Origin of the sequence: Actinophytocola sp. (assembly GCF_035762905.1) — a bacterium.
Lineage (GTDB): Bacteria > Actinomycetota > Actinomycetes > Mycobacteriales > Pseudonocardiaceae > DASYTH01.
On record NZ_DASUCC010000170.1, the window covers coordinates 1 to 23083 of the forward strand.

22 protein-coding genes and 2 tRNA genes are annotated in these 23083 nt (G+C 66.2%); 16 read left to right on the forward strand and 8 right to left on the reverse strand.

The annotated features are described in order from the left end of the window. The 3 genes from VFV67_RS36335 to VFV67_RS36345 form a co-directional block, all read right to left on the reverse strand. Positions 1-2172, reverse strand: coding sequence for an MMPL family transporter (locus VFV67_RS36335; RefSeq protein ID WP_326475268.1), 2172 nt, complete (start codon positions 2170-2172; stop codon positions 1-3). A 6-nt stretch (positions 2173-2178) separates the two neighbouring features. Further along, entirely contained in the window at positions 2179-2751 is a 573-nt protein-coding gene (locus tag VFV67_RS36340) for a helix-turn-helix domain-containing protein (RefSeq protein ID WP_326475269.1), read from the reverse strand. A 107-nt stretch (positions 2752-2858) separates the two neighbouring features. After that, entirely contained in the window at positions 2859-3359 is a 501-nt protein-coding gene (locus VFV67_RS36345; RefSeq protein ID WP_326475270.1) for a hypothetical protein, read from the reverse strand. Positions 3360-4433: 1074 nt separating this feature from the next. Between VFV67_RS36345 and VFV67_RS36945 the strand changes: the two genes are divergently transcribed. The 5 genes from VFV67_RS36945 to VFV67_RS36365 all read left to right on the forward strand — a co-directional run bounded on the left by VFV67_RS36945 (position 4434) and on the right by VFV67_RS36365 (position 10269). Further along, entirely contained in the window at positions 4434-4679 is a 246-nt protein-coding gene (locus tag VFV67_RS36945) for a DUF7660 family protein (RefSeq protein WP_422652952.1), read from the forward strand. A gap of 364 nt (positions 4680-5043) precedes the next feature. Further along, positions 5044-6861 (forward strand): IS481 family transposase, encoded by a 1818-nt coding sequence (locus VFV67_RS36350; RefSeq protein WP_326475313.1) that lies wholly within the window; start codon positions 5044-5046, stop codon positions 6859-6861. Between the two features lie 291 nt (positions 6862-7152). Then, on the forward strand, positions 7153-8340 hold the full coding sequence (locus VFV67_RS36355; protein WP_326475271.1) for a DNA adenine methylase: 1188 nt from the start codon (positions 7153-7155) through the stop codon (positions 8338-8340). Further along, positions 8324-9319, forward strand: coding sequence for a ParB/RepB/Spo0J family partition protein (locus VFV67_RS36360; protein ID WP_326475272.1), 996 nt, complete (start codon positions 8324-8326; stop codon positions 9317-9319). Before VFV67_RS36355 ends, VFV67_RS36360 begins: the two co-directional genes overlap by 17 nt. A gap of 23 nt (positions 9320-9342) precedes the next feature. Further along, entirely contained in the window at positions 9343-10269 is a 927-nt protein-coding gene (locus VFV67_RS36365) for a hypothetical protein (RefSeq protein ID WP_326475273.1), read from the forward strand. Positions 10270-10367: 98 nt separating this feature from the next. Here the strand turns inward: VFV67_RS36365 and VFV67_RS36370 are convergent, their stop codons facing one another. After that, positions 10368-11162 carry an inositol monophosphatase family protein gene (locus VFV67_RS36370; protein WP_326475274.1) on the reverse strand — a complete coding sequence of 265 codons (795 nt, stop codon included), beginning with the start codon at positions 11160-11162 and terminating at the stop codon, positions 10368-10370. Then, positions 11159-12064 carry a DUF5919 domain-containing protein gene (locus VFV67_RS36375; protein WP_326475275.1) on the reverse strand — a complete coding sequence of 302 codons (906 nt, stop codon included), beginning with the start codon at positions 12062-12064 and terminating at the stop codon, positions 11159-11161. The genes VFV67_RS36370 and VFV67_RS36375 overlap by 4 nt, the downstream gene beginning before the upstream one ends. A gap of 160 nt (positions 12065-12224) precedes the next feature. On the opposite strand from VFV67_RS36375, the gene VFV67_RS36380 reads away from it, so the two are divergent. From VFV67_RS36380 to VFV67_RS36420, 9 genes are all read left to right on the forward strand, one after another. After that, positions 12225-12677: a hypothetical protein gene (locus tag VFV67_RS36380; RefSeq protein WP_326475276.1), complete on the forward strand. Its 453-nt coding sequence runs from the start codon at positions 12225-12227 to the stop codon at positions 12675-12677. Between the two features lie 98 nt (positions 12678-12775). Further along, a complete protein-coding gene (locus tag VFV67_RS36385) occupies positions 12776-13114 on the forward strand; it encodes a hypothetical protein (protein ID WP_326475277.1) in 339 nt (112 codons plus the stop codon). A gap of 21 nt (positions 13115-13135) precedes the next feature. Next, on the forward strand, positions 13136-13363 hold the full coding sequence (locus tag VFV67_RS36390; RefSeq protein ID WP_326475278.1) for a hypothetical protein: 228 nt from the start codon (positions 13136-13138) through the stop codon (positions 13361-13363). Beyond that, positions 13356-13643 carry an AMED_5909 family protein gene (locus VFV67_RS36395; protein ID WP_326475279.1) on the forward strand — a complete coding sequence of 96 codons (288 nt, stop codon included), beginning with the start codon at positions 13356-13358 and terminating at the stop codon, positions 13641-13643. The genes VFV67_RS36390 and VFV67_RS36395 overlap by 8 nt, the downstream gene beginning before the upstream one ends. A 338-nt stretch (positions 13644-13981) precedes the next feature. Then, positions 13982-15484 carry an FtsK/SpoIIIE domain-containing protein gene (locus VFV67_RS36400; RefSeq protein ID WP_326475280.1) on the forward strand — a complete coding sequence of 501 codons (1503 nt, stop codon included), beginning with the start codon at positions 13982-13984 and terminating at the stop codon, positions 15482-15484. Continuing rightward, a complete protein-coding gene (locus VFV67_RS36405) occupies positions 15481-15879 on the forward strand; it encodes a hypothetical protein (protein ID WP_326475281.1) in 399 nt (132 codons plus the stop codon). Before VFV67_RS36400 ends, VFV67_RS36405 begins: the two co-directional genes overlap by 4 nt. After that, the gene (locus VFV67_RS36410; protein WP_326475282.1) at positions 15876-17507 is read left to right on the forward strand and encodes a replication initiator; all 1632 of its coding nucleotides are present in this window, start codon (positions 15876-15878) and stop codon (positions 17505-17507) included. Before VFV67_RS36405 ends, VFV67_RS36410 begins: the two co-directional genes overlap by 4 nt. Before the next feature lie 15 nt (positions 17508-17522). Then, complete coding sequence (locus VFV67_RS36415; protein ID WP_326475283.1) at positions 17523-17741, forward strand: helix-turn-helix domain-containing protein; 219 nt, start codon at positions 17523-17525, stop codon at positions 17739-17741. Further along, entirely contained in the window at positions 17738-18907 is a 1170-nt protein-coding gene (locus VFV67_RS36420; RefSeq protein WP_326475284.1) for a tyrosine-type recombinase/integrase, read from the forward strand. Before VFV67_RS36415 ends, VFV67_RS36420 begins: the two co-directional genes overlap by 4 nt. 46 nt (positions 18908-18953) lie before the next feature. Here the strand turns inward: VFV67_RS36420 and VFV67_RS36425 are convergent. Next, a tRNA-Gly gene (locus VFV67_RS36425) sits at positions 18954-19027 on the reverse strand. A gap of 76 nt (positions 19028-19103) precedes the next feature. Here VFV67_RS36425 and VFV67_RS36430 point away from each other — a divergent pair. Both VFV67_RS36430 and VFV67_RS36435 read left to right on the forward strand, forming a co-directional pair. Then, positions 19104-19180: transfer RNA gene (locus VFV67_RS36430), tRNA-Pro, on the forward strand. Positions 19181-19578: 398 nt separating this feature from the next. Continuing rightward, positions 19579-20640, forward strand: coding sequence for a helix-turn-helix transcriptional regulator (locus VFV67_RS36435; RefSeq protein WP_326475285.1), 1062 nt, complete (start codon positions 19579-19581; stop codon positions 20638-20640). Here the strand turns inward: VFV67_RS36435 and VFV67_RS36440 are convergent. Both VFV67_RS36440 and VFV67_RS36445 read right to left on the reverse strand, forming a co-directional pair. Beyond that, positions 20619-21497, reverse strand: coding sequence for a hypothetical protein (locus tag VFV67_RS36440; protein ID WP_326475286.1), 879 nt, complete (start codon positions 21495-21497; stop codon positions 20619-20621). The genes VFV67_RS36435 and VFV67_RS36440 overlap by 22 nt on opposite strands. Beyond that, the gene (locus VFV67_RS36445) at positions 21494-22894 is read right to left on the reverse strand and encodes a hypothetical protein (RefSeq protein ID WP_326475287.1); all 1401 of its coding nucleotides are present in this window, start codon (positions 22892-22894) and stop codon (positions 21494-21496) included. The genes VFV67_RS36440 and VFV67_RS36445 overlap by 4 nt, the downstream gene beginning before the upstream one ends. Positions 22895-23083: the final 189 nt, after the last annotated feature.

A 23083-nucleotide genomic window follows, 5' to 3' on the forward strand; every position in this document is an offset into this window, starting at 1 on the left:
TCAGCGCGCGGCGCCGACCAGGACCTTCGGTTCCTCGGGCGGTGCGGCCGGGCGCAGCGCGGTGCCCTCGACGTCGAGCTCGGGCAGCCAGCGCAGCCACTTCGGCAGCCACCAGGCGCGCTCACCGAGCAGGGTCAGGGCTGCCGGCACCAGGATCATGCGCACCACGAACGCATCGGTGAAGATGCCGACGGCCAGCGCGAAGGCGATGGACTTGATGGTGGCCTCACCGGCCGGCACGAAGCCGGCGAACACCGAGAACATGATCAGCGCGGCGGTGACGACGACCGGGGCGGCCTGGCGGAAGCCGGTGTGGATCGCGTCGAGCGGGTTGGCGCCGCGGTGATGCGCCTCGTGCATCCGGGACACCAGGAAGATCTGGTAGTCCATGGCCAGGCCGAACAGGATGCCGATGACCAGGATCGGGGTCAGGCTGATCAGCGGTCCGGTGCTGGCCAGGTTGACCGCGTCGCCCAACCATCCCCACTGGAAGACCGCCACCGTGGCGCCCAGGGATGCGCCGATGGTGAGCAGGAAGCCCAGCACGCCGACCAACGGCACCAGTAGCGAACGGAACACCAGCACCAGCAGAACCAGTGCCAGGCCGACGACGATGGCGAGGTAGATCGGCAGCGCGCGGTCGAGCGAGGTGGCCACGTCCACGCTGACCGCGGTGGCGCCGGTGACCGACGCCTGTGCACCGTCCAGTTCGGACAGTTGGGCGCGTAGATCGGTGACCAGCCGCTCGGTGGCCGGACTGTCCGGGCCGGACTTCGGGATGATCGTGAGCATGGCGGCGGTGCCGGTGGGGTTGGGTACCGGCGGGGTCACCATGGCGACGTCGTCGAGCCGGCCGATCCGGTCGACCGTTCCGGTGGCCGTCGCGACCGGGTCGTCGCCTTCGAACAGCACGATCAGCGGACCGTTGAAGCCGGCGCCGAACCCGTCGGCGAGCAGTTGCTGGGCGCGGGCCTGGGTGGTGTCCGGCGCGGGGATCTGCACCAGGGTGGTCTGCAGGGACGCCGCCGGCAGGGCGAGCACGCCGAGTGCCAGCACCGAGATCAGCAGCGCGGTGCCGCGCCGGCGAGTGACCGTGCGGATCCAGCCACGGAAGAAGCCGCGCTCGCGGACCGGCGCCGCTCCGGCCGGCGCGGTGCGCTCCTTGCGTGGCAGCACGCGGCGGCCGAGCAGGCTCAGCACCGCCGGAACCAGGGTGACGGCGATGAGGACGGCGACCACGATGGTCGCCGCGGCGGCGATGCCCATCTGGGTCAGGAACGGGATGCCCACCACGGCGAGGCCGGTGAGCGCGATGACCACGGTCAGTCCGGCGGTGACGACGGCCGATCCCGCGGTGCCGACGGCGGTGGCGACGGCGGTGCCGACATCCGAACCGTCGCGCAGTTCCTGGCGGTAGCGGTTGATGATGAACAGGGCGTAGTCGATGCCCACGGCCAGGCCCAGCATCGCGGCCAGCGTCGGGGTGGTGGACTGCAGGTCCATGAACCCGGTGGCGATGGTGATGCCCAGCGTGCCGATGCCGACGCCGGTGGCCGCGGTCAGCAGGTTCATCCCGGCCGTGACCAGCGAGCCGTAGGTGAGGGCCAGGATCAGCAGCGCGAGGATCACGCCGAGCGCCTCGGCGGGCCCGCCCACCTCGGGAACCTCGTGCACGGCCTCGCCGGTGACCTCCACGGTCAGCCCGGCGGACCGGGCGTCGTCCACGGCGTCCAGCAGCGCGGCGCGTTCCTCCTCGGTCACCGCCCCGGGCGGCGCGGTGTAGGTGACGGTGCTGTACGCCGTGGTCTGGTCGGCGTTGACCGCCGGCCGGGCGGGATCGAGCGGGTTGCTCGCCGACGTCACACCGGGCAGGCCGGACAGATCGGCCACCACGTCGCCGACCGCCTTGGCGTTCTCGGGCGTGGTCAGCACCTGCCCGTCCGGAGCCTTGAGCACCACGCGCGCCGTAGCCCCGCCCCCGCCGAACTCCTCGCTGATCTTCTCCAGCGCGGTGGTCGACTCCTGCCCCGGGATGGACATGGCGTTCGAGGTCTCACCGGACAGCGTCAGCGCGCCTGCGACCGCGCCGGCGAGCACCGCCAGCCACAGCACGACGGCGATCAGCCGGTGCCGGTGCACCCCGAACCCGACCTTGTACAACAGTTTCGCCACGGCCCTTCAGCCCTCCACCTGGTCGTCGTGCAACGGCCGGGGATGGCCGAGCGTGTCAAGGCAGGTCGCGATGATGTGCGGCCGCCATGTGGTTTTCTCGCCCGCCCGATTGGCGGCAAGAGTGAGTACGGCCATCGCGCTCAGCGCCCCGACCACGCGGATCGCCCGCTCGGACCGCGCCTCCAGGTCGACCCCGAACAGCTCAGGCAACAACAACGCGTCACTGTGGCTGGCCGGGTCCTCCGGTGCCGTGACCGCCCGAAACAGCAGCGCCACCAACCCAGGCCGATCCAGCGCGACATCGGTCAACAACTCCAACACCCGCCGATCCCGCGCCACACCGAGCGGCAGCCCCGCAACCTGATCGAGCACCCGCCTGCTCTGCACCGCCCCCAGCTCCCGAGCAGCCTGGAACAGCGCATCCTTGCTCGGATAGTGATGCAGCAACCCCGCCTTCGACAGCCCCACCGCATCCGCAAGAGCTTTCAACGAGGTGTGCTCAAACCCATGCTGAGCGAACTCACCCGCAACCCGATCGAGGATCTCCTCCTCAACCTGATTCCTGAACGTCCGTGCCACACCCCCGAGGTTACCCCCCTACCGACCGATCCGGTCGGTAAACCAACCGATCTGGTCGGTGTCCTTCCTCACCCTTCCTGCCTGAAAATCTCGTGAACGCCCCCGAGTCAGTCCTCGTCGACGGCCAGAACCGCGACGCCAACCCCACCGCCCCTGCCGATCACGAGTGCGTCAAACGTGTACCGAGTAACAGGATTCCCCGACCTGAGATCACTGTTCGTCCACCATCGGGCCTCCGCACCGAGCAACTGTGCCAGCCGGCCGACTGTCTCCTGCGCCACATCGGACGACCAGTGCCTCTTTCCTCCGTAGGCCAGCGTCGTGGACGCGATCCTCACCAGCATCCCCAACGCCGTGTCCCGGTCGACCTCCCGCACGCGCTGACGGAGCTGTTCGGCGTCCCGGAGCTCCCACTCCTGGTGACCGGATCCGCTCACCAGGTCGACAACCGGGCACTCCTGGATGAACCCGAACACGCGTTCGAAGAAATCGACATCGTCGAGGACCTCCACCAACGTCAACAGGGTCCCGCCGTCGTCTGGTCCCACCAGGTCCATCATCAGACGTCGGACGCGCACCAACCGCTCAGAGGTATCCAGCCTGGTCACCCCGCCTCCGCCACGAGCAGCTCTGTCACGGCACCAGCCTGCCTGGCCGGGTCCATGCTCGCCCAACCACCACCACGAAGTGATTCACTCGCCCACCCCGAATCAGGGAAGAGGCACCGGCCCCAATCGCGGACGGTCGCAGATTACGGCGGCGAAGGCGTACCGAATGCTGCGAGCAATCATGAACGCTCGACGATGAACTGATCAAGCCGAACCCGTGTCGTACCAAGGGAACCGCCCGATAGGCTACATCGGAGCGTCCGATCACGACGATCGTTCAAGTGTTCGCGCTCGCGGATGTGATGCAAGCCCGGTTCCGGGCGTCGATCGTGGTCGCGTCGGCGGGTGCCAGCACTTGGGAGCGATGCACCGAAGGGGCCACGGGAAAGAAGAAGTCCAACTAGGACAGTCGTAAGAAGGCAAGAAGGACGACGAACCCGATAACGGCGAGGCGGCCTCCTGGCCCGCTAATGGCCCGGACTGGGTGTCGATCTACGGGCGGAGTGTTGCCGGAGCACCGGTGGCACCCCCTCTGAGCTGGGGAGGGACCGGCTGGAGCGGGTGACGGGAATCGAACCCGCATGGCCAGCTTGGAAGATCCGGCCCCGATCACGCCCCTGACCAGCCAACCCCCTGACCTGCGCCGGAGCGGGGGACAGGTGCCGTGAACACCCGCCATTGACCGCTGCTGACCGCGAGAAGGGGCACGCGAGGGGCACGACCCGCCGCGTGCGCCTCACCGTGCGCTCCGCCCGGAACACCTCGGTCAACTCCTGCCTAGCCCATAGCACGAGCTGGTTCGGACCCTGTTCCCGGTTTGCCCGCACGACGCCTCCCACCACTCGTCCGACAAGATCAGTTGCTCAGCTCCGCTGGCCCACTCGCCCCCGGTTCCCCCGCCCTTGCCGCCCGTTAGCGCCGGGTCGTTGGGGTCAAGGGTGGCGAAGCCATCGGCGCAGCCGACGCGACGAAGGAGCGCCCTTGATGCCGGCGGCCCGGTGTTAAACGATCTCGGGCGCAGTGGGGACGGCTACCGGGCACCGCGCTGCAAGCCTGGTCGGCTTACGATCAGACATGGAGCTAGCGCCTGATGACGAGATCCGAAGCCGCGAGGAACTGGCGGCATTCGTACGCAATCTTCGCCAACACTTCCTACGGGATGGTGATGAGTGGGAGAACCCCACCCTGGACCGCTTCCTAGATGCGCTGGCGGCGTGGATTACGGACGCCCCTGGCTGGTCGGAACGTTGGCAAGGAGTTGCCACCTCAAGGCGACTGGACCTTCTTCGCTCGCGCACTCGACGCAGCCGTCCTGTATGAGTGACTGCTGCATCGCGTCCCGGCCCACCTGTTGACCGTAGTCAACGGATTCGTGCCGCCCGGCGGCGTGCGGTCGTCCGCCCGAGCTGAGTCGCGCCGCGCGGGCCCGGTCGGCGTGAGCGAAGCGGCAGCCGGCCGTGGTCCGCGATGGATGCCAGCACCAGTCCCAGCGTGAGCGGCACCGCAAGCGCGCCGCCGGGCGGCGCGCCTTGATCCCATAGAGCCAGGTTCGGCAGCAAGGTGGGGACCGATCTGTCGTGTTCCGGCTGATGCTTGACAGGTTGGCTCCACCTGATGCTTGACACCGCTGGTCTTGGGTTTGATCACCCGAACGTGATCGTTCGTGGTGGAGGTCCGGGGCCTGATGCTGGTGGAGCTCAGTGTGGTCGAGCAGCGGTATCACGCCGTGATGGAAGTTTTGGCGGGCATTCCGGTGACCGAGGTGGCTGCCCGTTATCGGGTGTCGCGGCAGTCGGTGCATGTCTGGGTTGGCCGCTATCGGGATGGTGGTCTGGCCGGGCTGGCGGATCGGTCGCACCGGCCGAAGTCATGTCCACACCAGGTGGATGGGCAGGTGGCGGCCCTGGTCTGCGAACTACGCCGGGCGCATCCCGGCTGGGGACCGCGTCGGCTGGTGCACGAGTTGGCGCGGCGGGAGGTCACGGCGATGCCGTCGCGGTCCACGGCCTATCGGGTGCTGCTGCGCGCCGGGCTGATCGAGCCCGGGGCCCGGAAACGCAAGCGGGCCGAGTATCGGCGGTGGGAACGGTCGGCGCCGATGCAGTTGTGGCAGCTGGACATCATGGGCGGGGTGTTCCTCACCGACGGCTCCGAGGTCAAAGTGGTGACCGGCATCGATGACCATTCCCGGTTCGTCGTCTGCGCCACGGTCGTCGCGCGTGCCACCGGACGGGCCGTGTCCACCGCGTTCGCCCAGGCCCTGAGGCGCTATGGGGTTCCGGGGGAAGTGTTGACCGATAACGGAAAGCAGTTCACCGGCAAGTTCGGCGGGCCCCGCGCCGGCGAGGTGCTGTTTGATCGGATCTGCCGGGAGAACGGCATCACCCACCGGCTGACCGCGGTCCGCTCACCCACCACGACCGGGAAGATCGAACGGTTCCACGGCACGTTGCGCCGCGAACTGCTCGACCACAGCGGACCGTTCGAGTCGATCACCCATGCTCAGGCGGTGATCGATACCTGGGTCACCGGCTACAACATCGACCGACCCCACCAAGCCCTGGACATGGCCCCGCCGATCGACCGCTTCACGGCCTGCGAGCAGGAGCAGCCCAACGACGTGTTGCCGTTGGTGTTGCCGGCCGAACTGGAGATGATCGACGCCTCAACCCAGTCCACACCGCAGTCGTCCTCAAGTCCGCAGGGCGCGCGGACGCCGTTGAATGTGTTGCGGCTCAACGAGATGGGTCCCACACCACGAGCTGAGGCGGTTACCGTCGAATTGGACAGGACCGTCCCGACCTCGGGCAACCTGTCGATCAGAGGCCAGCAGCTCTGGCTCGGACCGGATCGCGCTGGGATACCGATCACCCTGCGGATCAACACCCGTTACCTGCGGGTGTTCCTCGCCGGGATCCTGATCAAAACCGTCGCCTCCAAGTTGGCCGCCTCCGACCTGCACGCCCTGGTCCAAGCCGGCCAGGCCCGCGTCATCACGCCCGAGACCACCAGCGACCAACAGGCCGATCACGTGGTGGCCGGCGCGATCGAGGTCGACCGCACCGTCAGCGCCGTCGGCTACATCAGTCTGGGCAACAAGCAGTTTAGCGTCGGCTACGCCCTCGCCGGCCGACGCGTCACCCTGCGGTTCGACACCCGTGTCATGGCCGTGCTTGATCCCACCGAGCGCACCCTGCTCCGCACCATCCCCAACCCACTCACTACCAGGTCGATTGCCTATCTCCGCGGCGCCCGACCAGCAGGCCCACCGCCCACACCACCCGAGACCGGGCCGATCACGGTCGAGCGGATCGTCTCCAGCAGCGGCGGCATCATGATCACCCGCCAACGCATCCAACTCGGCCGCCAACACGCCCGCAAAGTCGTCACCATCACCCTCGACCAGCACACCATCCACATCCACCACGGCCCGAACCTGCTGGTCACCACCCCGCGAACCACCACCCAGCAGGTGACACCACACAGAGCCCACAACCACTAAGTTGACCAGGTCCAACGTCAAGGATCAGATGAACCCAAACCGTCAACCATCACCTGAACCACGACAGGTGGGGACCGATCGGGAGGAGACGACAGTACAGACAGTGGCCGAACGTGGCGGTCAATGCGTTCTGACGCCTTGAAGCACGGCTTCAACACTTGGGTAACGTCATGGGGTGGCTGTTGCCTGTTTGGCAGCGACAACGGGTACTGTCAGCACGCCCTAACTTAGATGTCCTCACCCTAACTGTTGGCATATGGAGTGGAAGGCGAAGCGGTGGTTGTTCGGTACATGGGCACCAAGCGCCATATGTCCGACCACGTCCGGGATGCAATCGCTGAGTTAGAACCGGCCGGTCGCATAGTCGATCTATTCTCTGGGGTTGGCAGTGTGGCAGAAAGCCTGCAGACTACGGCGTCCGTTGTTACTAATGATGCTTTGAGTTTTACGGCGTCATTGTCTCGCGCTCGTTTTATCGGTAGAAAGCGCAGCGAGGCTCCCGAAGCGGTTGTTAAACGGCTTAGCTCGATCTATCGGGAACGTTTGCTCGAGCTGCGGCGACTATATAGAGATCAGCTGGCTGCAGAGAATGCAGCCCTGGCGGGGACGCGTGAAGACCTCGGTCGCTACATGAATCGCACCAAGCATGTAGGTAATGATCCGGCCTTGAATCGACGAGCACGCCGCGCGGCGGAAACAAGTGACTTGGCGCACTATGAGTTGGCGACCCTCTATTTCGCTGCCGGATACCTCAGCTTGCAGCAAGCAATCGAGGTCGACTCGATTAGGGCTGCAATCGATGGAGATAGGAGATTGGACCAACGCGATTGGCTACTTGCGTCATGGATTGCCGCAATGTCCGTTCTCGTCAATTCACCTGGGCACACGGCCCAGTTCCTAAAGCCGAACAGCGACCCAAGTCACGTGCGAATTGTTCGAACGTGGAGCCGATCAGTGTGGAAGGAGTACAGTGCGGCGCTAGCCGCAGTAAGTCAGGTGGGAACCTATCGATGGCGGTCGCGCAATGAGGTATATGTTGGAGACGCGCTCGAATTAATCAGCGGGGGGTATCTCGAAAATATTGGAGCGGTTTATGCTGACCCGCCGTACACAAAGGACCAATACAGCAGGTATTACCACGTGTATGAGACGCTGTTTCGCTATGATTTTCCGGATTCGCTAGGCGAGGGGAGGAATCGCTCCGATCGTTTTACCACGGGGTTTTCACTCAAAACCGCAGTTATCGCTTCGTTTCATGATCTATGTCGAAACGTCGCCCGCATGCATGTCCCTTTGGTCTTGAGCTATCCCAGTGAGGGTTTGCTAGCTGACGCGGGGGCAACGGTTTCGGATATCGCAGGTCAGTACTTCTCGAATGTGATTACGCGGTCCATCGAGACGAAGCACTCAACCATGGGTGCCTCAAAGGGGAAGTCAAAGAAGACGGCTACGGAGAATATCTATGTCTGCACCATCTGAGTCGCTCGGAGGACAGCCGATCGGCGCAGTACAGCTGCTTGAGCTGTCAGTCGAAGACGTGATTCCCAATGAGCGGAATCCTCGCCTTGACTTCCCTCAAGATGAACTTGACAGACTAGCTGATTCAATAGATCAAGAGGGCGTATTAGTTCCGATTGTGGTTTTCCTACATGACGGTAAGTATGTGTTGGTGGACGGTGAACGGCGGTATCGTTGCGCTCGTGAGTTAGGACATGTGAAGATTCCTGCGCTTGTAACAAAGGAGCGCAGCGAACGAGAAGTGCTGCAGCAGATGTTCAACATTCACCTAATTCGAGAGCCTTGGCGCGATATACCCACTGCGAAAGCGCTCCAACGCCTTGCGCGGGAGATCGCTGCTATCGAAAACCGTGAGCCGAACGATAGAGAATTACGGAACCTGACTGGCCTATCGGTCGAACGTGTTCGGCAGCTTCGCTATGTCGTTACCTTGCCGGACGAATGGCAGGACTATATCCGCGAAGGCACTATTCCTCTTAACTTCTTCTGGGAGCTCAAGAAGAATGTAATCGATGCACTACGCGCCAACCGGCCCGCAATTCTTGACGAGATCGGCGAGTCTACAGTCAGCGCAGCATTTGTTCAGAAGCGACTTGATCAGGTGATAACAGATACGGTCAGCCTGCGGAAAATCGCACCCATCATAAAATTTGCTGCCCAGGATGCAGCGACCAAGCCTGATGACACTTCGCCCATCGATGACTCGATCAGGGATTTGATAACGCGGCCTGAGTCGACGATCGACGACGCATATGAAGACACTGTTCAGATGATGGTTGAGGTCGACAAACTTGGTCGTCGAACAAGGACCATGATCGCAGTTTTCACCAGGCTGCTGTCGCAGACTGAAGGTACCTCGGATCACACCATTGTGACGCAGTTGGGTAGGAGCTTCATTCGTGAACTCTCTATTGTCCTCGATGTTGCAGAGAAAAAATGAAGCTGATGTCGCAGGAACCAGCCATGGACGAACTGATCGATGATGTACAGCAGATACCCATCCGGGTTGAGGCGGTCGGCCGTGTGGTCGAAAACATCGTTACTGCCGATTCAAGAGTACAATGGATCCCGGGAGAAGAGCTAGATCTCGGTAGCAAGCGATGGCGGCCGTCTGCCGTGTCTCAGGGTAGTGAGACGCGACTTCTCTATGTATGTCTCCAGGAGGAAATCCCAAGGTTTGTGGCAGAAAGAATTAGCCTGGCGGCGGCGAGGGGTATCAGAGTAACGGTAGCGTTGATGATTCCTACGCTCTTTTCGGAGCAGGTAATTGAAGTGCTGACTGATGTGGACAGCGACGTTTATGTGATAGACGATTACCAAGAGGATCGGCGATATCGGGCCCGCCACTTACTTGCTGCTATAGCCGATGTGGGCGTCCCTATCGAGCCTAACCTGCGAAAGTCGATGGCAAGAAAGATATGGTCGCGGATAGATGAAGGCACTAATAACCAGAAGGGCCGCCGCCTTGAGGCGTTTCTGTCATTTTTGTTCTCTCAGGTTCTCGATCTGAGGGTTGTAGAACGAAATTACCGAAATGAGTCGGAGGAGATAGATCTGGTCGTCCAGGTTGACAACTTTAGCAATAGGGCGTGGCAAAAGCCCGGCGTGCCGTTTATTCTCGTCGAGTCTAAGAACACTCAGGATAAATCAACTCAGTACATGGTCTCCACTATGCTGACTAAACTACAAACGAAGCGGGGAAGCGCGAAGATTGGAATCATGGTCTGTCCTAGTGGGTTCACCGAGGCCGCTCGATTGCAGGAGCTCCGTTTTTCGACGCAGGATCTCTGTATTGCCATGGTAGATACAGAGGATATTCTGCGCCTCATTGAAGTCGATGACCTTGATGGCGCCTTGGAGGCGATCGTCCGACGGTCTTTGCTTCGCTAGTCAGACTAATTGCGTCATTTGACAGTATTGCTGGGTGAATTTTCGGGTCGGCCGGGTCGAGTTGGAGAAATTGACTGGTGTTCAGGATCTTTGTCCAGTCATTTAGTTGCGCCGACCAATTTGACTACTAGAGCGGCCAGTTCCGGCGTGACTGCAATCGTCTCGGTCGAACTGAGGTCATGTTGGGCTCCAGAGTCGTTGACGACCTCCGCTCCCGCTTCTCGTGCAACTAAGACACCCGCGGCGGTGTCCCAGGGCTTGTTTGCGAGGATGATTGTGGCGTCTGTGCGGCCTTCGGCTACCCAGGCTAGGTCGAGGGCGGCGGTGCCGAACATGCGGATGCGTTCGACGCGTTCGGCCAGGAGTGCGGTGAGGCGAAGGCGGATTTTGTTCTTTTCGGCGGCGTTGGGGCCTACGGCGTAGTCGCCGATGGAGACGATGGCTTGGGAGAGGTCGGTGGTGTTGCTGACTTGGAGGCGGCCGTTGATGCCGTAGGCGCCTTGGCCTTTGGCGGCGTGGTAGCGGAGGCCGAGTTGGGGGGCGACGATGGCGGCTACTACGGGTTCGCCCTGGCGGATGAGGGCAAGGGATATGGCGCAGAGGGGGATGCCGTGGGCGAAGTTGGAGGTTCCGTCTACAGGGTCTAGGGTCCAGACGTCTTGGTCGGCAGCGAGGACGGATGGGCCGCCTTGTTCTTCGCCGAGGAATCCGATGCCGGGGGTCATTTTGCCGAGGAATTCTCGAACTTCTTCTTCGATGCGGACGTCTACGTCGGTGACGATGTCGCGGTCGCCTTTGTGGCGGATCTCCTGCGGGGTGGTGTTGCGGACCAGGTCGTAGCCGAGTCCGACGGCCTGCTGGGCGATGGTGAGCAGGTCGGCGAGGTCGTTCACGCGGTGACCTCGGTGGAGCGGGCCCACATGGAGTCGAAGACGTGGGCGAAGGTGTCGAACAGGCCGGCGGGGCTGGCCTGGCGGCGCAGGACGAGGGTGGGGGACTCAACTCCTCGGGCGTCGGGGAGGTAGGGCTGCACGACGCAGGTGGCGTTGTCGACGATGGTGATGTTGAAGCGGACGGTCTCGTCGTAGGTGTGGATGCGGAGGTTGGCCCGGGCATCGGGGGAGAGCTTGGCGTGGATGCGGCGGATGGCCTCGATGTTGAGCCGGGTAAAGGTGGACAGGTGGCCGGCGGGCTGGGACTCCTCGTGTTCGCGGCGGGTGATGTGCTCGCCGTCGGGGTCGAGGAACAGGCACTTGACGGTGGTGCCGGACTCGAGCAGGTCCAGGAGGGCGCGGTCGGGGTAGTGCTGGCAGAGCAGGTTGAGCGACAGGCCAACCATGCGGATGTCCTTGGCGCCGTCGAACAGCTCGCGGGGCGGCATCTGGTGCATGAAGTCGGAGCGGCTGGCGAAGGCCGCGGTGATGTCAGCGACGGGCCCGGCCGGCGGGGGCTGCTTTCGGGCTGGGGCGGCCGTGGGCGGGATGTGGGCCGGCGGTTGGGGGATGAATTCGATTCCGCCGCTATAGGGCTGGAAGAGCTGCTCGGCCGTCCAGTTCGGGAACATGCTCTCGAGAATGCGGCAGTGGTCGGCGTACGGCAGTCCGACGAGTTCGCCGGACAGCCATCGGTAGTACTGCGCCTTGCTGGGGTAGGTGCCGCGTAGCTCGGGTTCGATCTTGGCGGCGGTCTTGTCGTACTCCCGGCAGAACGCCCGGTGTCCCTGCAAGTGCCGTTGCTTGAGCAGGACCTTGAGCAGGATGTCGGTGCTGGTCGTGTCCGCTTCTCCGATCGCCATGGGGGACGAGACTAGCACAGACGAGACACAGAAGAGACCGAACGAGGGTCAGACGTTCGAGAGGAGACAGACACGCAGTCTTGAGGGGACCGGCCAGATCCGACTGTGGAGGTAGGCGCCCGAAACAGGGCGGCGAGACCACACAGAAGGGTCAACAGAAATGGCGATTTCCAAGGGCCACCGGTTCCCGATCGAGTTCGCGGATGCGTTTCCGCAGGGGCTGGTGTTGATGGGCGAGATGGCGCCGGACACCGAGTACCAGTCTCGGGAGGATCGGGCGTCGGGCCGGCCGGTGCGGCAGCGGGTCGACGAGGTGACCGGCAAGCGGCAGTGGAAGGGCACGGTCACCGACCCGGACGAGCGCAACGCAAAGCGGGCCTCGTTCGAGGTCACCTTCCTGGCCGATGTGCAGCCGGTGCCGACCACATCGGAGGTGCTGCCCGGGTTGCGGCAGATCGAGCTGGACGGGCTGACCGTCGAGCCTCGGCTGGCCGGGTCCGGTGAGTTCAAGTACCAGTCCTACGTCTTCCGCGCGACCGGGTTCAAGCCGGCCACTGGCCGAGCCGGGACCGCGAAGGCGGCGGGCAACGAGTCGGCCGGCAAGGCCGCGTGAGGCCGGACATGCGTGCCGGGCAGGCAGAGGTGTCGACCGTGGCGGTCTTCGGGCTGCCCGGTCGGCCCCCGGCCGTTGCCTGGCGGGAAGGTTCAGGCTTGGCGATGTTGCCAGAGAAGTTGGTGTACCGCTGGGAGTCCGCTTATCGCCGGTACGGCGAGGCGTCCAAGGCGGCGTCCACGCTGACGGCCGGGGACCGGGACGCGGCCCGTGAGATGGCGGCGGCGTCCTGGGAGGTCGCGGCGGCGTGGCGGGAGATGGAGTCCACAGCGGACATGCCGTGGTGGGCTCTGGCCGCACTGTCGGCTGCGGTGCAGGCCTTCGAGTTTCAGGCTCGGGACTGGAACGCCCGAGCCTCGCACGGCTGGCCGGCGGACAGCGAACGGCGGACCCGACCGCAGCACCAGATCCCCACGTCGCGGCCCACCTGCGGGTAAGTCGAGCAGGAGGGCTGAGCGGTGGGGTTCAGTGTGACGTGCACCCCGGGCCGGCAGGCTGCGGCCGCGTTCATGAAGGTCAGCCCGGAGTTGCCGGCCTTGGTGATGTACCTGGATCCGGTGAACATGGCCATCCAGCTCCCACCGTTCCCGGACGGGCCGAGCGTGCTGGCGCGGTTCTGCCGGGAGTTGGCCCGGGAAGCTGGCCGGCTGGCTGACAAGCTGGAGTCGGGTAAGTCCGATGGATGAGCGCAGGCCGGCTGCGGTATGGCAGGACGTGCAGGCCTGCCAGACCTTGATGCAGGTTCACGAGGCACTGGCCAGGCTGCGCCCACCGAAGGGTGCGGACGCGGCGAGGTGGGTGACGTACCGGCGGCGTAGCGCGGCGGCCTATGAGCAGATCGCCGACATCGACCGGGGGCACCATCACGAGGCCCTCTATTGGGCGCAACGGGAACGCACACAGGCCAACGAAATTGCCCGGCACGGCGTGCCGAAGCCTGGCGGGAGTGGTGCCGGACAGTCCTAATCGAACACCGAACAAGTCCAAATAAGACGGTTGAACATGCGGCGACAGGTCGTGTGGCGATGACACGTGTCCCTGTTGCCCTGCAAGGAATCCATAGGCGCAGAAGCGGCCGGCTACCAACCACTCCGCTTCTGCGCTGTCCACCCGAGAAGGTGAACAATGAACAGGCTAGAACCAACAGTCCCGACCCCGCTAGAGGGGTCTCCTACTACCACTACTACTCGTCCCCGTTGCGTGGCCTGCCGGCGCTTTGCCCGGCTGCGGCCTGGTGAGACCCGGTGCGCAAGATGCCGGGGCGAACTGCCGCTGGACTTCACCCCGAGTCGGGGTGATCAGCCATGAACGGCCACGGGTCGCGGTGGGTGGACCCGGCGCCGTTGGAGGTGTCGAGGCCGCGGTTGCCGTGGTGGACCATGCTGCCCGGCTGGGTCAAGCTCGTCCTCTCGCCGGTTGCGGCGGTCATCCTGCTGTCCTGGCTGACGTATCAAGCGGGCCGGGTCGTGTTCCGGTATCCGCTCACGGTCGCGGTGATCCTGGCGGTCGGCTGGTTGTGGTCGCTGCTGGGTGAGTGGCCGCTGACCGTGCTCGGCGGCGTGCTGTTCGTGGGTCTGGCGGTGTGGTGGTGGCGCTGGCGGCGCTCGTTTGAGCGGTGGGTGTTGCCTCGGCCGCGCACGGAGTTCCGCCGGTTCGTCATCTACGCCTGCCAGTGGCGCACGGTGATGCGGTTGTCCGAGCTGGCCAAGGACAAGCGCGGCAAGGAGCACCGGCCCCGGCTGCGGCGGGTCCGCGCGGAAGGCTGGCGGGATCTGGTGCGGGTACGCATGATCAAGGGTCAGGCTCCGCAGCAGTGGGAGCTGCACGCCTCCGGGCTTGCCCACTCGTTCCACGCGACCTCCTGCCGGGTCCGGGTACGCAAACCCGGCGTGCTGGAGCTGGACTTCATCCACCACGACCCACTCGCCCGGCGGGTGCCGGTTCCGGCCCTGTCGGAGGATCCGGCGTCGGTGGACCTCGCCCGGGTGGTGATCGGACAGACCGAGACCGGCAAGCCATGGCGGCTGCAGCTGCGCGGCACCCACGTCCTGACCGTTGGCGTGTCGGGCGCGGGGAAGGGGTCGCTGCTGTGGGCGGTGGCCTGGGCACTGGCCCCGGCGATCCGCGCCGGCTTGGTCAAGCTGGTCGGGATCGACCCCAAGGGCGGCATGGAACTCGGCGCCGCACCCGAGGTGTTCGACCGGGTGGTCTTCGACAATGGAAAGACTGCCGTGACCCAGCTCGAATGGCTCGCGCTGGAGGTCAAACGCCGCGCCGAGTCCTACCGGGGTCGGCGGCGGGTCTGGACCCCGGAGACCGGGGATCCGTTCCTGCTGCTGGTGATCGACGAGTTGGCCGACCTGATCGCCTACCAGCCGGACAAGACCTTGCGGGAGCGGGCAACACGGGCGATCCAGACGATCACCTCGCAAGGCCGGGCGCCCGGCGTATGCGTTCTGGGGCTGTTGCAGGATCCGCGCAAGGAGATCATCTCCTTCCGGCACCTGTTCTCCACCCGGGTAGCGATGCGCCTGGACGAGGCCGCCCAGGTGGACATGGTGCTCGGCGACGGCGTACGCCAACGCGGCGCCAACGCCCACGAGATCAGCGAAAACACCCCGGGAGTCGCATGGGTCAAGGAAGACGGCCGGCGCGAACCAGTGCGGGTCCGCGCGTTCCATGTCACCGATGACGATCTGGCCCAGCTCGTCGCCTATCTCGTCGGGCGGGTGGCCCTGCCGGCCCGGGCGGAAGTGGTCCCGTTCCCGGTGGCGGGTGGGGACTCGGACGGGGGTGCGGCGGCATGAACGCCAACACCACACTGATCCAGCTGCTGGGCGCGCTCCGGGATCACCTGGTGGTGGTCGAGCCGGCCGGGGAGATCGTCACTGTTGAGGCGTCGGTCATCGACGGCGACATGATCACCGTGCATCTGCGCGGCGGTCGTCTGGCGGAGCTGGCGGGCAGCCTGCTCGGCTGGGCCTACACCCTGCGCACGCCGACCGTCACCGCCTGGCGGGTACCCGATGGCGAGTGGGTGCACGTCTCGGTGTCCGGGCGACTGGTCGACGAGTCGGTCTACGTCTACGGCGGAGTGGCCTTTGACCCGGACATCTTCGGGTCCGACTTGCAGCCGGGTGGACGAGCGGGGGTCGCGCTCGGCGTGCTGCGCGGCTGGGCCGGCTTGGGGGTGGCGGCATGACCACGCCAGTGCCCACGCTGCCGGCCGATGTGGCTGGGCAGACCCGCGCGGAGCGGATGCGCCAACCGCTGGCCCTGGACGTGATCACCGCGACGGCCGAGCAGCACGGGGTGTGCGTGCGGCCGTTCACCATGGAGGTCGGCGACCGCGACACCGGCGAACTGAAGTATGTCGGCGTCCCATGCGGATCCACTGTGGAATCGCAGTGCGGGCCGTGTGCACGTAAGGCCCGGGCGCTGCGAATGGTCCGGTGCCGGGAGGGCTGGCATCTCACCGAGGAGCCGGACTTCGCTCCAGAACCACCCACCGCAGACCAGACGGCTCTGTTGGCCTACCGGGCGGATCTGGTGGCGTCCTACCTGCACGCCGTTGGCGAGCAGCAGGCCGGAGATGTGGACGAGCTGCGCGAGGAGATCCACTCGGTAGACGATGAACTGCGCGCGCTCGGGATGCGAGGGCGGCTGCCTAACCCGGATGGACCGGGTGAGCGGACTCCGAACAGGTCGACTCGGCGGCGGCAGGACGCACCGAACCTGCCCCGCCGCAAGGTCGAGAACCGCACCCTCGGGCGGGAGTTCGCCGGGCGGTTCCGGCCGTCCATGTTCGTCACGCTCACCTGTGACAGCTACGGCCGGGTCCGCGATGACGGCACACCCGTTGACCCGGCGTCGTATGACTATCGGCGGGCAGCACGGGATGCCGTGCACTTCGCGAGCCTGGTGGACCGGTGGTGGCAGAACCTGCGGCGCTGTGTCGGGTGGGACGTGCAGTACTTCGCTACCGTCGAACCTCAGAAGCGGGTGGCGCCGCACCTGCACACCGCGCTGCGCGGGTCGATTCGACACGAGGTGTTGAGGCAGGTCACCGCGGCGACCTACCTGCAGGTCTGGTGGCCGGCGCATGACGAGCTGGTCTACGGCGGTGACCGGCTGCCGGTGTGGGACGGGGAGCGGTTCATCGACCCGGGCACCCGGCAACCGCTGATCGAGTGGGCCGATGCGATCGAGGCGGTGGAGGAGCCGGCGCACGTTGCGACGTTCGGGGTGCAGGTGCATTCCAAGGGCATCCTCGGCGGCACCGACCAGGCCGGCCGGCACATCGGCTACCTGACCAAGTACCTCACCAAGACCGTCGGCGAAGTGGTCGAGGCCAGCTCCGAGCGCCAGCGGCAGCACCACGACCGGCTGCACGAGGAGCTGTCCGTCACGCCGTGCTCGTCGCGGTGCGCGGTCTGGCTGCTCTACGGCATCCAACCCCTCGGCGCCACCCGCAAGACCACACCCGGCCACTGCAAGAACCGGGCACACCGGCGAACCACGCTCGGCCTACCCGGCCGGCGCGTCCTGGTGTCGCGCAAGTGGTCCGGCAAGACCCTGGCCGACCATCGGGCCGACCGGAAGCGGTTCGTGCTCGAAGCATTGGCGGCGCTCGGGATCGAGAAGCCCGAACCGGACCGGACCCGGCTGGTCTGGTTCAAGGTCGAACCCGGCGACCCGAACGTGCCGCCCCGGGCGCACCTGCTCATGCACGCCATCGCGCAGCGGATCCGATGGCGGGCCGAGTACGACGCGGCGCTGCTGGCCGCACAACCGCCCGATGTTTCAGCAACTCCACCACAAGCGGCCTGACCTGGGGAGGAAGGGATGGAGACCAACTACCTGACCGTCGACGAGGCGGCGGAGTACATGAACACCACGGCGCGGTTCGTGCGGCGGTTGATCGCGGAGCGGCGGGTCCCGTTCCACAAGATCGGGCGGCACGTGCGGCTGAAGGTTGTCGACCTCCAGGCGTTCATCGATGCCGGGCGGGTGGAGGCGTTCGACCCGATGGCGGTTCGTCGGCACATCAGGCGGGCGTCATGAGTGAGCGCAAGCGGCGGCGGTTCGGGAGAGTTCGACAACTGCCGTCCGGGCGATGGCAGGCCCGGTATCCGGGGCCGGACGGGCAGCTGCGCGCAGCGCCATATACGTTCGAGCGGGAGGCGGATGCCGACCGGTGGCTCGGTGAGGTGGAGACCGACCTGCGCCGGGGCGATTGGACCGACCCGGACGCGGGACGGATTCCCCTTGGCCTGTATGCAAAAGCGTGGATCGAGGAGCGGCCGGGGCTGGCGGTTCGGACGGTCGAGCTGTACGAGGGACTGCTGCGCAACCACATCGATCCGTACCTCGGAGATGTGATGCTGGCCGACCTGTCGCCGGCGAAGGTCCGGCGGTGGCGGAAGGATCGGTTGGACGAGTGCGGCCCGGTCACGGTGGCGAAGGCCTACCGGCTGCTCAAGGCGATCATGAACACGGCACTGCTGGACGACAAGCTGATCAAGATGAACCCGTGCACGATCAAGGGCGGGGGCAAAGAGGACAGTCCGGAGCGGCCGACCGCCACCATTGAGCAGGCGTTGGCAGCGGCGGACGCGATGCAGCCGCGCTACCGGTTGATGGTGCTGCTGGCGACCTTCGCGAGCCTGCGGTTCGCCAAGATGGTCGGCCTTCAGCGCGGGGACTTCGACCTGGACGCGGGGCTGGTGTACGTCCGGCGGCAGGCGGTCCAGACCAACGGCGGGAAGATCGTCGTCACCGGCCCGAAGTCGGAGGCGGGTAAGCGGCGGGTAGTCGTGCCGGCGTTCCTGGTGCCGGAGATCCGGACGCATCTGCGGACCTACGTCAAGCCGGGCGATGAGGCGTGGGTGTTCCTCGGGCCGAAGGGCGCCCGGCCGACGCGGAACAACTTCCACAAGGTGTGGAACAAGGCGCGCACGGCGGCCGGCATCCCGAGCCTGCACCTGCACGACCTACGGCACACGGGCAACACGCTGGCCGCTGAGACCGGCGCCACACTGCGGGAGCTGATGGACCGGATGGGGCACGCCAGTACCCGGGCGGCGCTGATCTATCTGCACGCCAGGGAGGAGAGGGGCCAGGCGATCGCGGCCGGGATCAACGCGATGGTGACCAGGGCGACCAGGAAGACGAGAAGGGGCGGCAAGGGGCACGCGAAGGGCACGGGGCAGGTTGGAGTCCAGAAATGAAGTCCACTTGGGAGGGTCCGCGAGGCTTTGACCTGCGGGGGAGTGGTGGAGCGGGTGACGGGAATCGAACCCGCATGGCCAGCTTGGAAGGCTGGGGCTCTGCCATTGAGCTACACCCGCGCGCGTGTGGGCGACGCGCGAACAGCGTAGCGTGCCACGCTACGCTGTTGGGGCGGCACCTCCGAGGGGGTGCGGGCGGGCTGTAGCGCAGCTTGGTAGCGCATCCGCTTTGGGAGCGGAGGGTCGCAGGTTCAAATCCTGTCAGCCCGACCAGGAGGAGGGGTCCTGACCTGCGGGAACGTAGGTCAGGTTGCGCGGGCCTTTCGGTCCGGGGGTGCTCGTTCGATCCGTAGCACAAGGTCAACAGGCTGGGCACCGCCAAGATCAGGAACTGGGCTGGGGTGGAGCAACATGGAGACGCCTTCCTCACCCCCCGAGGAAGGCGTCCCTCACGTCATCGTCTGGAGCATGGCGATCTTCGGTCAAGGAGTTGACCGCAACTATGCGTGATCACGCACTCCGGAGGCCGGCGCGGAACTCGAGGCGGCGCTGGTAACGGCGCCGGGTGCGAGGGATACCTGCGGAGATTCGGGATTACGCAACACCGCGCGGTGCGTCTTGGCAGCGGCGCCAGAGTTTGGTTGCATGACGCGCGAAACGGGGTGACGTGGATGCGCCAGGGCCAGGAAACGTTGACACTCGGCAAACACGTGCCGTCGTTGCAGCGTTGGGGGCAGTCACCGGACGCGGACCTGGTCTACCGCACCCTGATCACCTTGGGACCGCGGACGGTCGGGGCACTGGCGCGGGACTTGGGGCTGTCGCACCACCGCGTCACCAGTGCGCTCGAAGAGCTCGTCGCGATCAGTGCGGCACAGGCCGGTCGGGCGGCCGGACGACGCGCACTCGTCTGGACGCCTGTGGCACCGGCTGAACTGGCGGTGGCCGTGCGCTGCAGGCGGACAGTCGACGACGCCGACCAGCGGAACGGCAGGCGCCATGCGCTCACCGAAGGTCTGATCGCCGAGGCAAGGACGATCGGCGACGGGCTGAGGCATCTGCAGACCCGTGAGTTGGCAAGGGCCCGGCTGACTGAGCTCACCGACGTCATCCGCCACGAGCACCTGGCCATGAACACCGAGGTTGTCTTCGACGCCGAGTCGGCCAGGGCGGGCGTGTCCCACGATCGCAAGTTGCTGCGGCGCGGTGTCGACCTGCGGGTGCTCGGGCTGCATGTGGCCGCGCCCGATCCCATGCTGGCCTTTGGTCGGCAACCGACCGAACCGAGTCCGGCTTATCGCGTGGTGCCGACGGTACCCATGAAGCTGTTGGTGATCGACCGGAAAATCGCGCTGTTTCCCGTCGCCCCGAACGACTTCGAACGCGGGTACCTCGAAGTGTCCCAACCACCCCTGGTTGCCGCACTCGTGGCTCTGTTCGAAAGGCACTGGGCGAATGGCACAGATCCCGAGGAGCGCACCGTGCCAGAGATGTTCGGCCCCCGCGAACGTGCGCTGATAACCCTGCTGGCGCAGGGACACACCGATGCGACCGCCGCCCGCGAGCTCCGGATCAGCGCGCGGTCGGTCTCCAACATCGTGCGTGCGCTCATGGACCGGCTGGAGGTTGACAACCGGTTCCAACTGGGCCTCGTCCTCGGTGCACTGCGAGTCGCCAGCCCGCCGGGCCAAACCGGCACGACCAGCCCCGGTCATCCCGACGAAACGGTCTGACCCGAGGTGATCTCGGCCCGGCGGAGGTCGGACATGCGGCGTTCGGGGCCGCGGCGGCGCAGCCAGCGGTAGCCGAGGAAAGCGGCGGGGCCGAAGAAGACCTGGGCGGGTACCACGGTGGGGGCGGCCGGTAGCAGGACCGGCAACATGGCGGGCAGGGTGGCCCCGAACACCACCACGACGGCGAGGCCCGTGCGGATGCCGGCGGTGCCGTAGGCCTTGTAGGCGGCGGCGGTGAACAGGGCGTAGGCGAGCAGGTCGCCCATGCCGATCACGGCGCCGAGTTCGCCGATCCGCAGCCCGGCTGAGGGGGCGAACGGGTAGCCCTGGATCGCCGCGGCAAGGCGTTGCGTGATCGGGAAGACGGTGGCGAACAACAGGTCGTAGCCGGCAAGGAAGAGCACGAACCAGGCGATGTGCGCGAGCCGGACGCCGCCCTGCACGTTGAGGTTGGTCGCGGACACCACGACCAGGCCGACGATGGCGCTGTTGGCCAGCCAGTACACCGGCGAGTTCGCGCCGAGCACGAGGAAACCGGTCAGGTCGATACCGAGCAGGGCAAGGATCAGGGTCCAGCGCAGCCGGCCGGAGCGGACCACGGGCTGGTAGCCGACGGTAAGCCCGCCGGCGAACACCAGCGCCAGCAGTACCGGCAGGGCCGGGCCGGGCAGTGCCAGGTAGAAGAACGGCAGGGCGAGGACGAAGCCCATCATGACCGCGATGTCGCGGCTGTTGACCACACCGACCGGCGGCCGGGGCACCCGCACGGTGCGCAGGTACCAGACCGCGCCCATGGCGACAAGAAACGCATAGCCGAGGTCGACGAACACCAGGAAAAGGGTCTGCGACGCGGTCATGACGGCCGGGCCACGAACGTCGTCTCGCGCAGGTCGCAGCGCAGCCGGCGCAGCTCGACGGCATCCGGGACCACCTCGGCGGTGGCCTCGATTCCCACCGCGGCGAACCGTTTCACGAGGTCTCCAGGCGCCGCGTCGCCGGCCATGATCACGTGCAGCCGGCCGTCCCGCACCGATGCCTGGTACCGCACCGGCCAGCGCACGCCGGGCAGGTCGTCGAGCACCTCGACGACCTCGCGCGGCGTCACCGGCCGCGCGGCCGTGCGCAGCAGCCCGTCCGCCTTGCCGAGGATCGCCGACACGGCCGGTACCGCGGCCAGCTCGCAATCCGGCGGCGCCGGCAGCACCCGCACCACGTCGCGGGTGTCGTACCGGAACACCGGCATGCACTCGCGGTACGGGAAGTACGGGGTGATCACCAGGGTGCCGAGCGCGCCCGGCCCGGCGGGCCCGGCGCCGGCGAGATCGATCACCTCGGTGAAGCCCATGTTCACGTCCAGGTGCAGGTGGCGCCGGCTGCAGCTGCGCCCGCCGACCGGCAGGACCTCGGTCATTCCGTAGGTGTCGTCGACCCGCCCGGCACCGAGCGTGGTGCGCACCGCCTCGGCCAGCGCGGGGGAGAGGATCTCGCCGCCGGTGTAGACCGAGCGCAGCCGGAAGTCGCCGGGACCGAGCCCGCGCCGCCGCGCCGCGGTCACCAGCTGACCGACGTAGCTGGGGTAACCGTTGAGCAGGGTGGGTTGGCCGGGGCCCGGATCCAGCAGGTGGTCCAGCGCCTCGTCCGGCGGGATCTGGCCGACCACCCGGCACGCCGCGCCGGCCAGCCGCAGCATGTCGATGTCCTCCTGCACCGCGGCGGTGGCCCGGGAGCTGATGCCGATGTGCATGCAGTCGCCGGGAAGCACCTCGCCGCGCAGCAGCATGGACAGCGCGATCAGCGCGGGCCACAGCTCGACCTCGTAGCGGGACAGCCAAATCCGGACCGGGGCGCCGGTGGTTCCGGTGGTCTGGGTGATCACCTGTGGCCGGCCGCAGAGAAAATCCGCCGGGCGGCGCACCAGGTCGTTTTTCTCGGTGACCGGAATGTCCGGCATCGTCGCCGGCGTCAGCCCGGCAGGATCAATTCCGGCGGTCGCGAACCGGTCTCGGTAAAACGCCGACCGGGCGGCCAGCCGGCGCGCGGTGCGGCGCAACGCGCCGGTCTGCAGATCCAGCCGTTCAGCCGGATCGGCGAATGGACCGTCGACCAGTTGGGCGACATCGTCCCCGGGAGAACCGAACTCCGCCAGGGTCGCCAGCGCGTCGTCCACCAGCCGGCGCACCAGCCGCACCGACAGCGGCCGCCCGGTGACCATCGCGATGGCCACTCGGACCTGCCGAATCGCGGTCTCCAGCATGGATCCCTCCGGACACGCCGCGACGAACGGTCGCCAGTGGACCGGCGGGGCGGCCGACCGCCCCGCCGGGTTCGCGGACTCAGGAGCCGGTGCAGGTGGTGAAGAACACCGCCGTCATCGCGCCGAGCACATAGCGAATTTGTTTCGCACCACGCTTTATGGCTACCATCGCCGCCTCCTTTCTCTGCG

Excerpts from the sequence above, each read along its gene's own strand:
- VFV67_RS36945 (WP_422652952.1), top strand. The coding sequence starts at position 4,434 with ATGGAGCTAGCGCCTGATGACGAGATCCGAAGCCGCGAGGAACTGGCG.
- VFV67_RS36350 (WP_326475313.1), top strand. The coding sequence starts at position 5,044 with ATGCTGGTGGAGCTCAGTGTGGTCGAGCAGCGGTATCACGCCGTGATG.
- VFV67_RS36355 (WP_326475271.1), top strand. The coding sequence starts at position 7,153 with ATGGGCACCAAGCGCCATATGTCCGACCACGTCCGGGATGCAATCGCT.
- VFV67_RS36360 (WP_326475272.1), top strand. The coding sequence starts at position 8,324 with ATGTCTGCACCATCTGAGTCGCTCGGAGGACAGCCGATCGGCGCAGTA.
- VFV67_RS36365 (WP_326475273.1), top strand. The coding sequence starts at position 9,343 with ATGGACGAACTGATCGATGATGTACAGCAGATACCCATCCGGGTTGAG.
- VFV67_RS36375 (WP_326475275.1), bottom strand. The coding sequence starts at position 12,064 with ATGGCGATCGGAGAAGCGGACACGACCAGCACCGACATCCTGCTCAAG.
- VFV67_RS36380 (WP_326475276.1), top strand. The coding sequence starts at position 12,225 with ATGGCGATTTCCAAGGGCCACCGGTTCCCGATCGAGTTCGCGGATGCG.
- VFV67_RS36395 (WP_326475279.1), top strand. The coding sequence starts at position 13,356 with ATGGATGAGCGCAGGCCGGCTGCGGTATGGCAGGACGTGCAGGCCTGC.
- VFV67_RS36400 (WP_326475280.1), top strand. The coding sequence starts at position 13,982 with ATGAACGGCCACGGGTCGCGGTGGGTGGACCCGGCGCCGTTGGAGGTG.
- VFV67_RS36405 (WP_326475281.1), top strand. The coding sequence starts at position 15,481 with ATGAACGCCAACACCACACTGATCCAGCTGCTGGGCGCGCTCCGGGAT.
- VFV67_RS36410 (WP_326475282.1), top strand. The coding sequence starts at position 15,876 with ATGACCACGCCAGTGCCCACGCTGCCGGCCGATGTGGCTGGGCAGACC.
- VFV67_RS36415 (WP_326475283.1), top strand. The coding sequence starts at position 17,523 with ATGGAGACCAACTACCTGACCGTCGACGAGGCGGCGGAGTACATGAAC.
- VFV67_RS36420 (WP_326475284.1), top strand. The coding sequence starts at position 17,738 with ATGAGTGAGCGCAAGCGGCGGCGGTTCGGGAGAGTTCGACAACTGCCG.
- VFV67_RS36435 (WP_326475285.1), top strand. The coding sequence starts at position 19,579 with ATGCGCCAGGGCCAGGAAACGTTGACACTCGGCAAACACGTGCCGTCG.
- VFV67_RS36440 (WP_326475286.1), bottom strand. The coding sequence starts at position 21,497 with ATGACCGCGTCGCAGACCCTTTTCCTGGTGTTCGTCGACCTCGGCTAT.
- VFV67_RS36445 (WP_326475287.1), bottom strand. The coding sequence starts at position 22,894 with ATGCTGGAGACCGCGATTCGGCAGGTCCGAGTGGCCATCGCGATGGTC.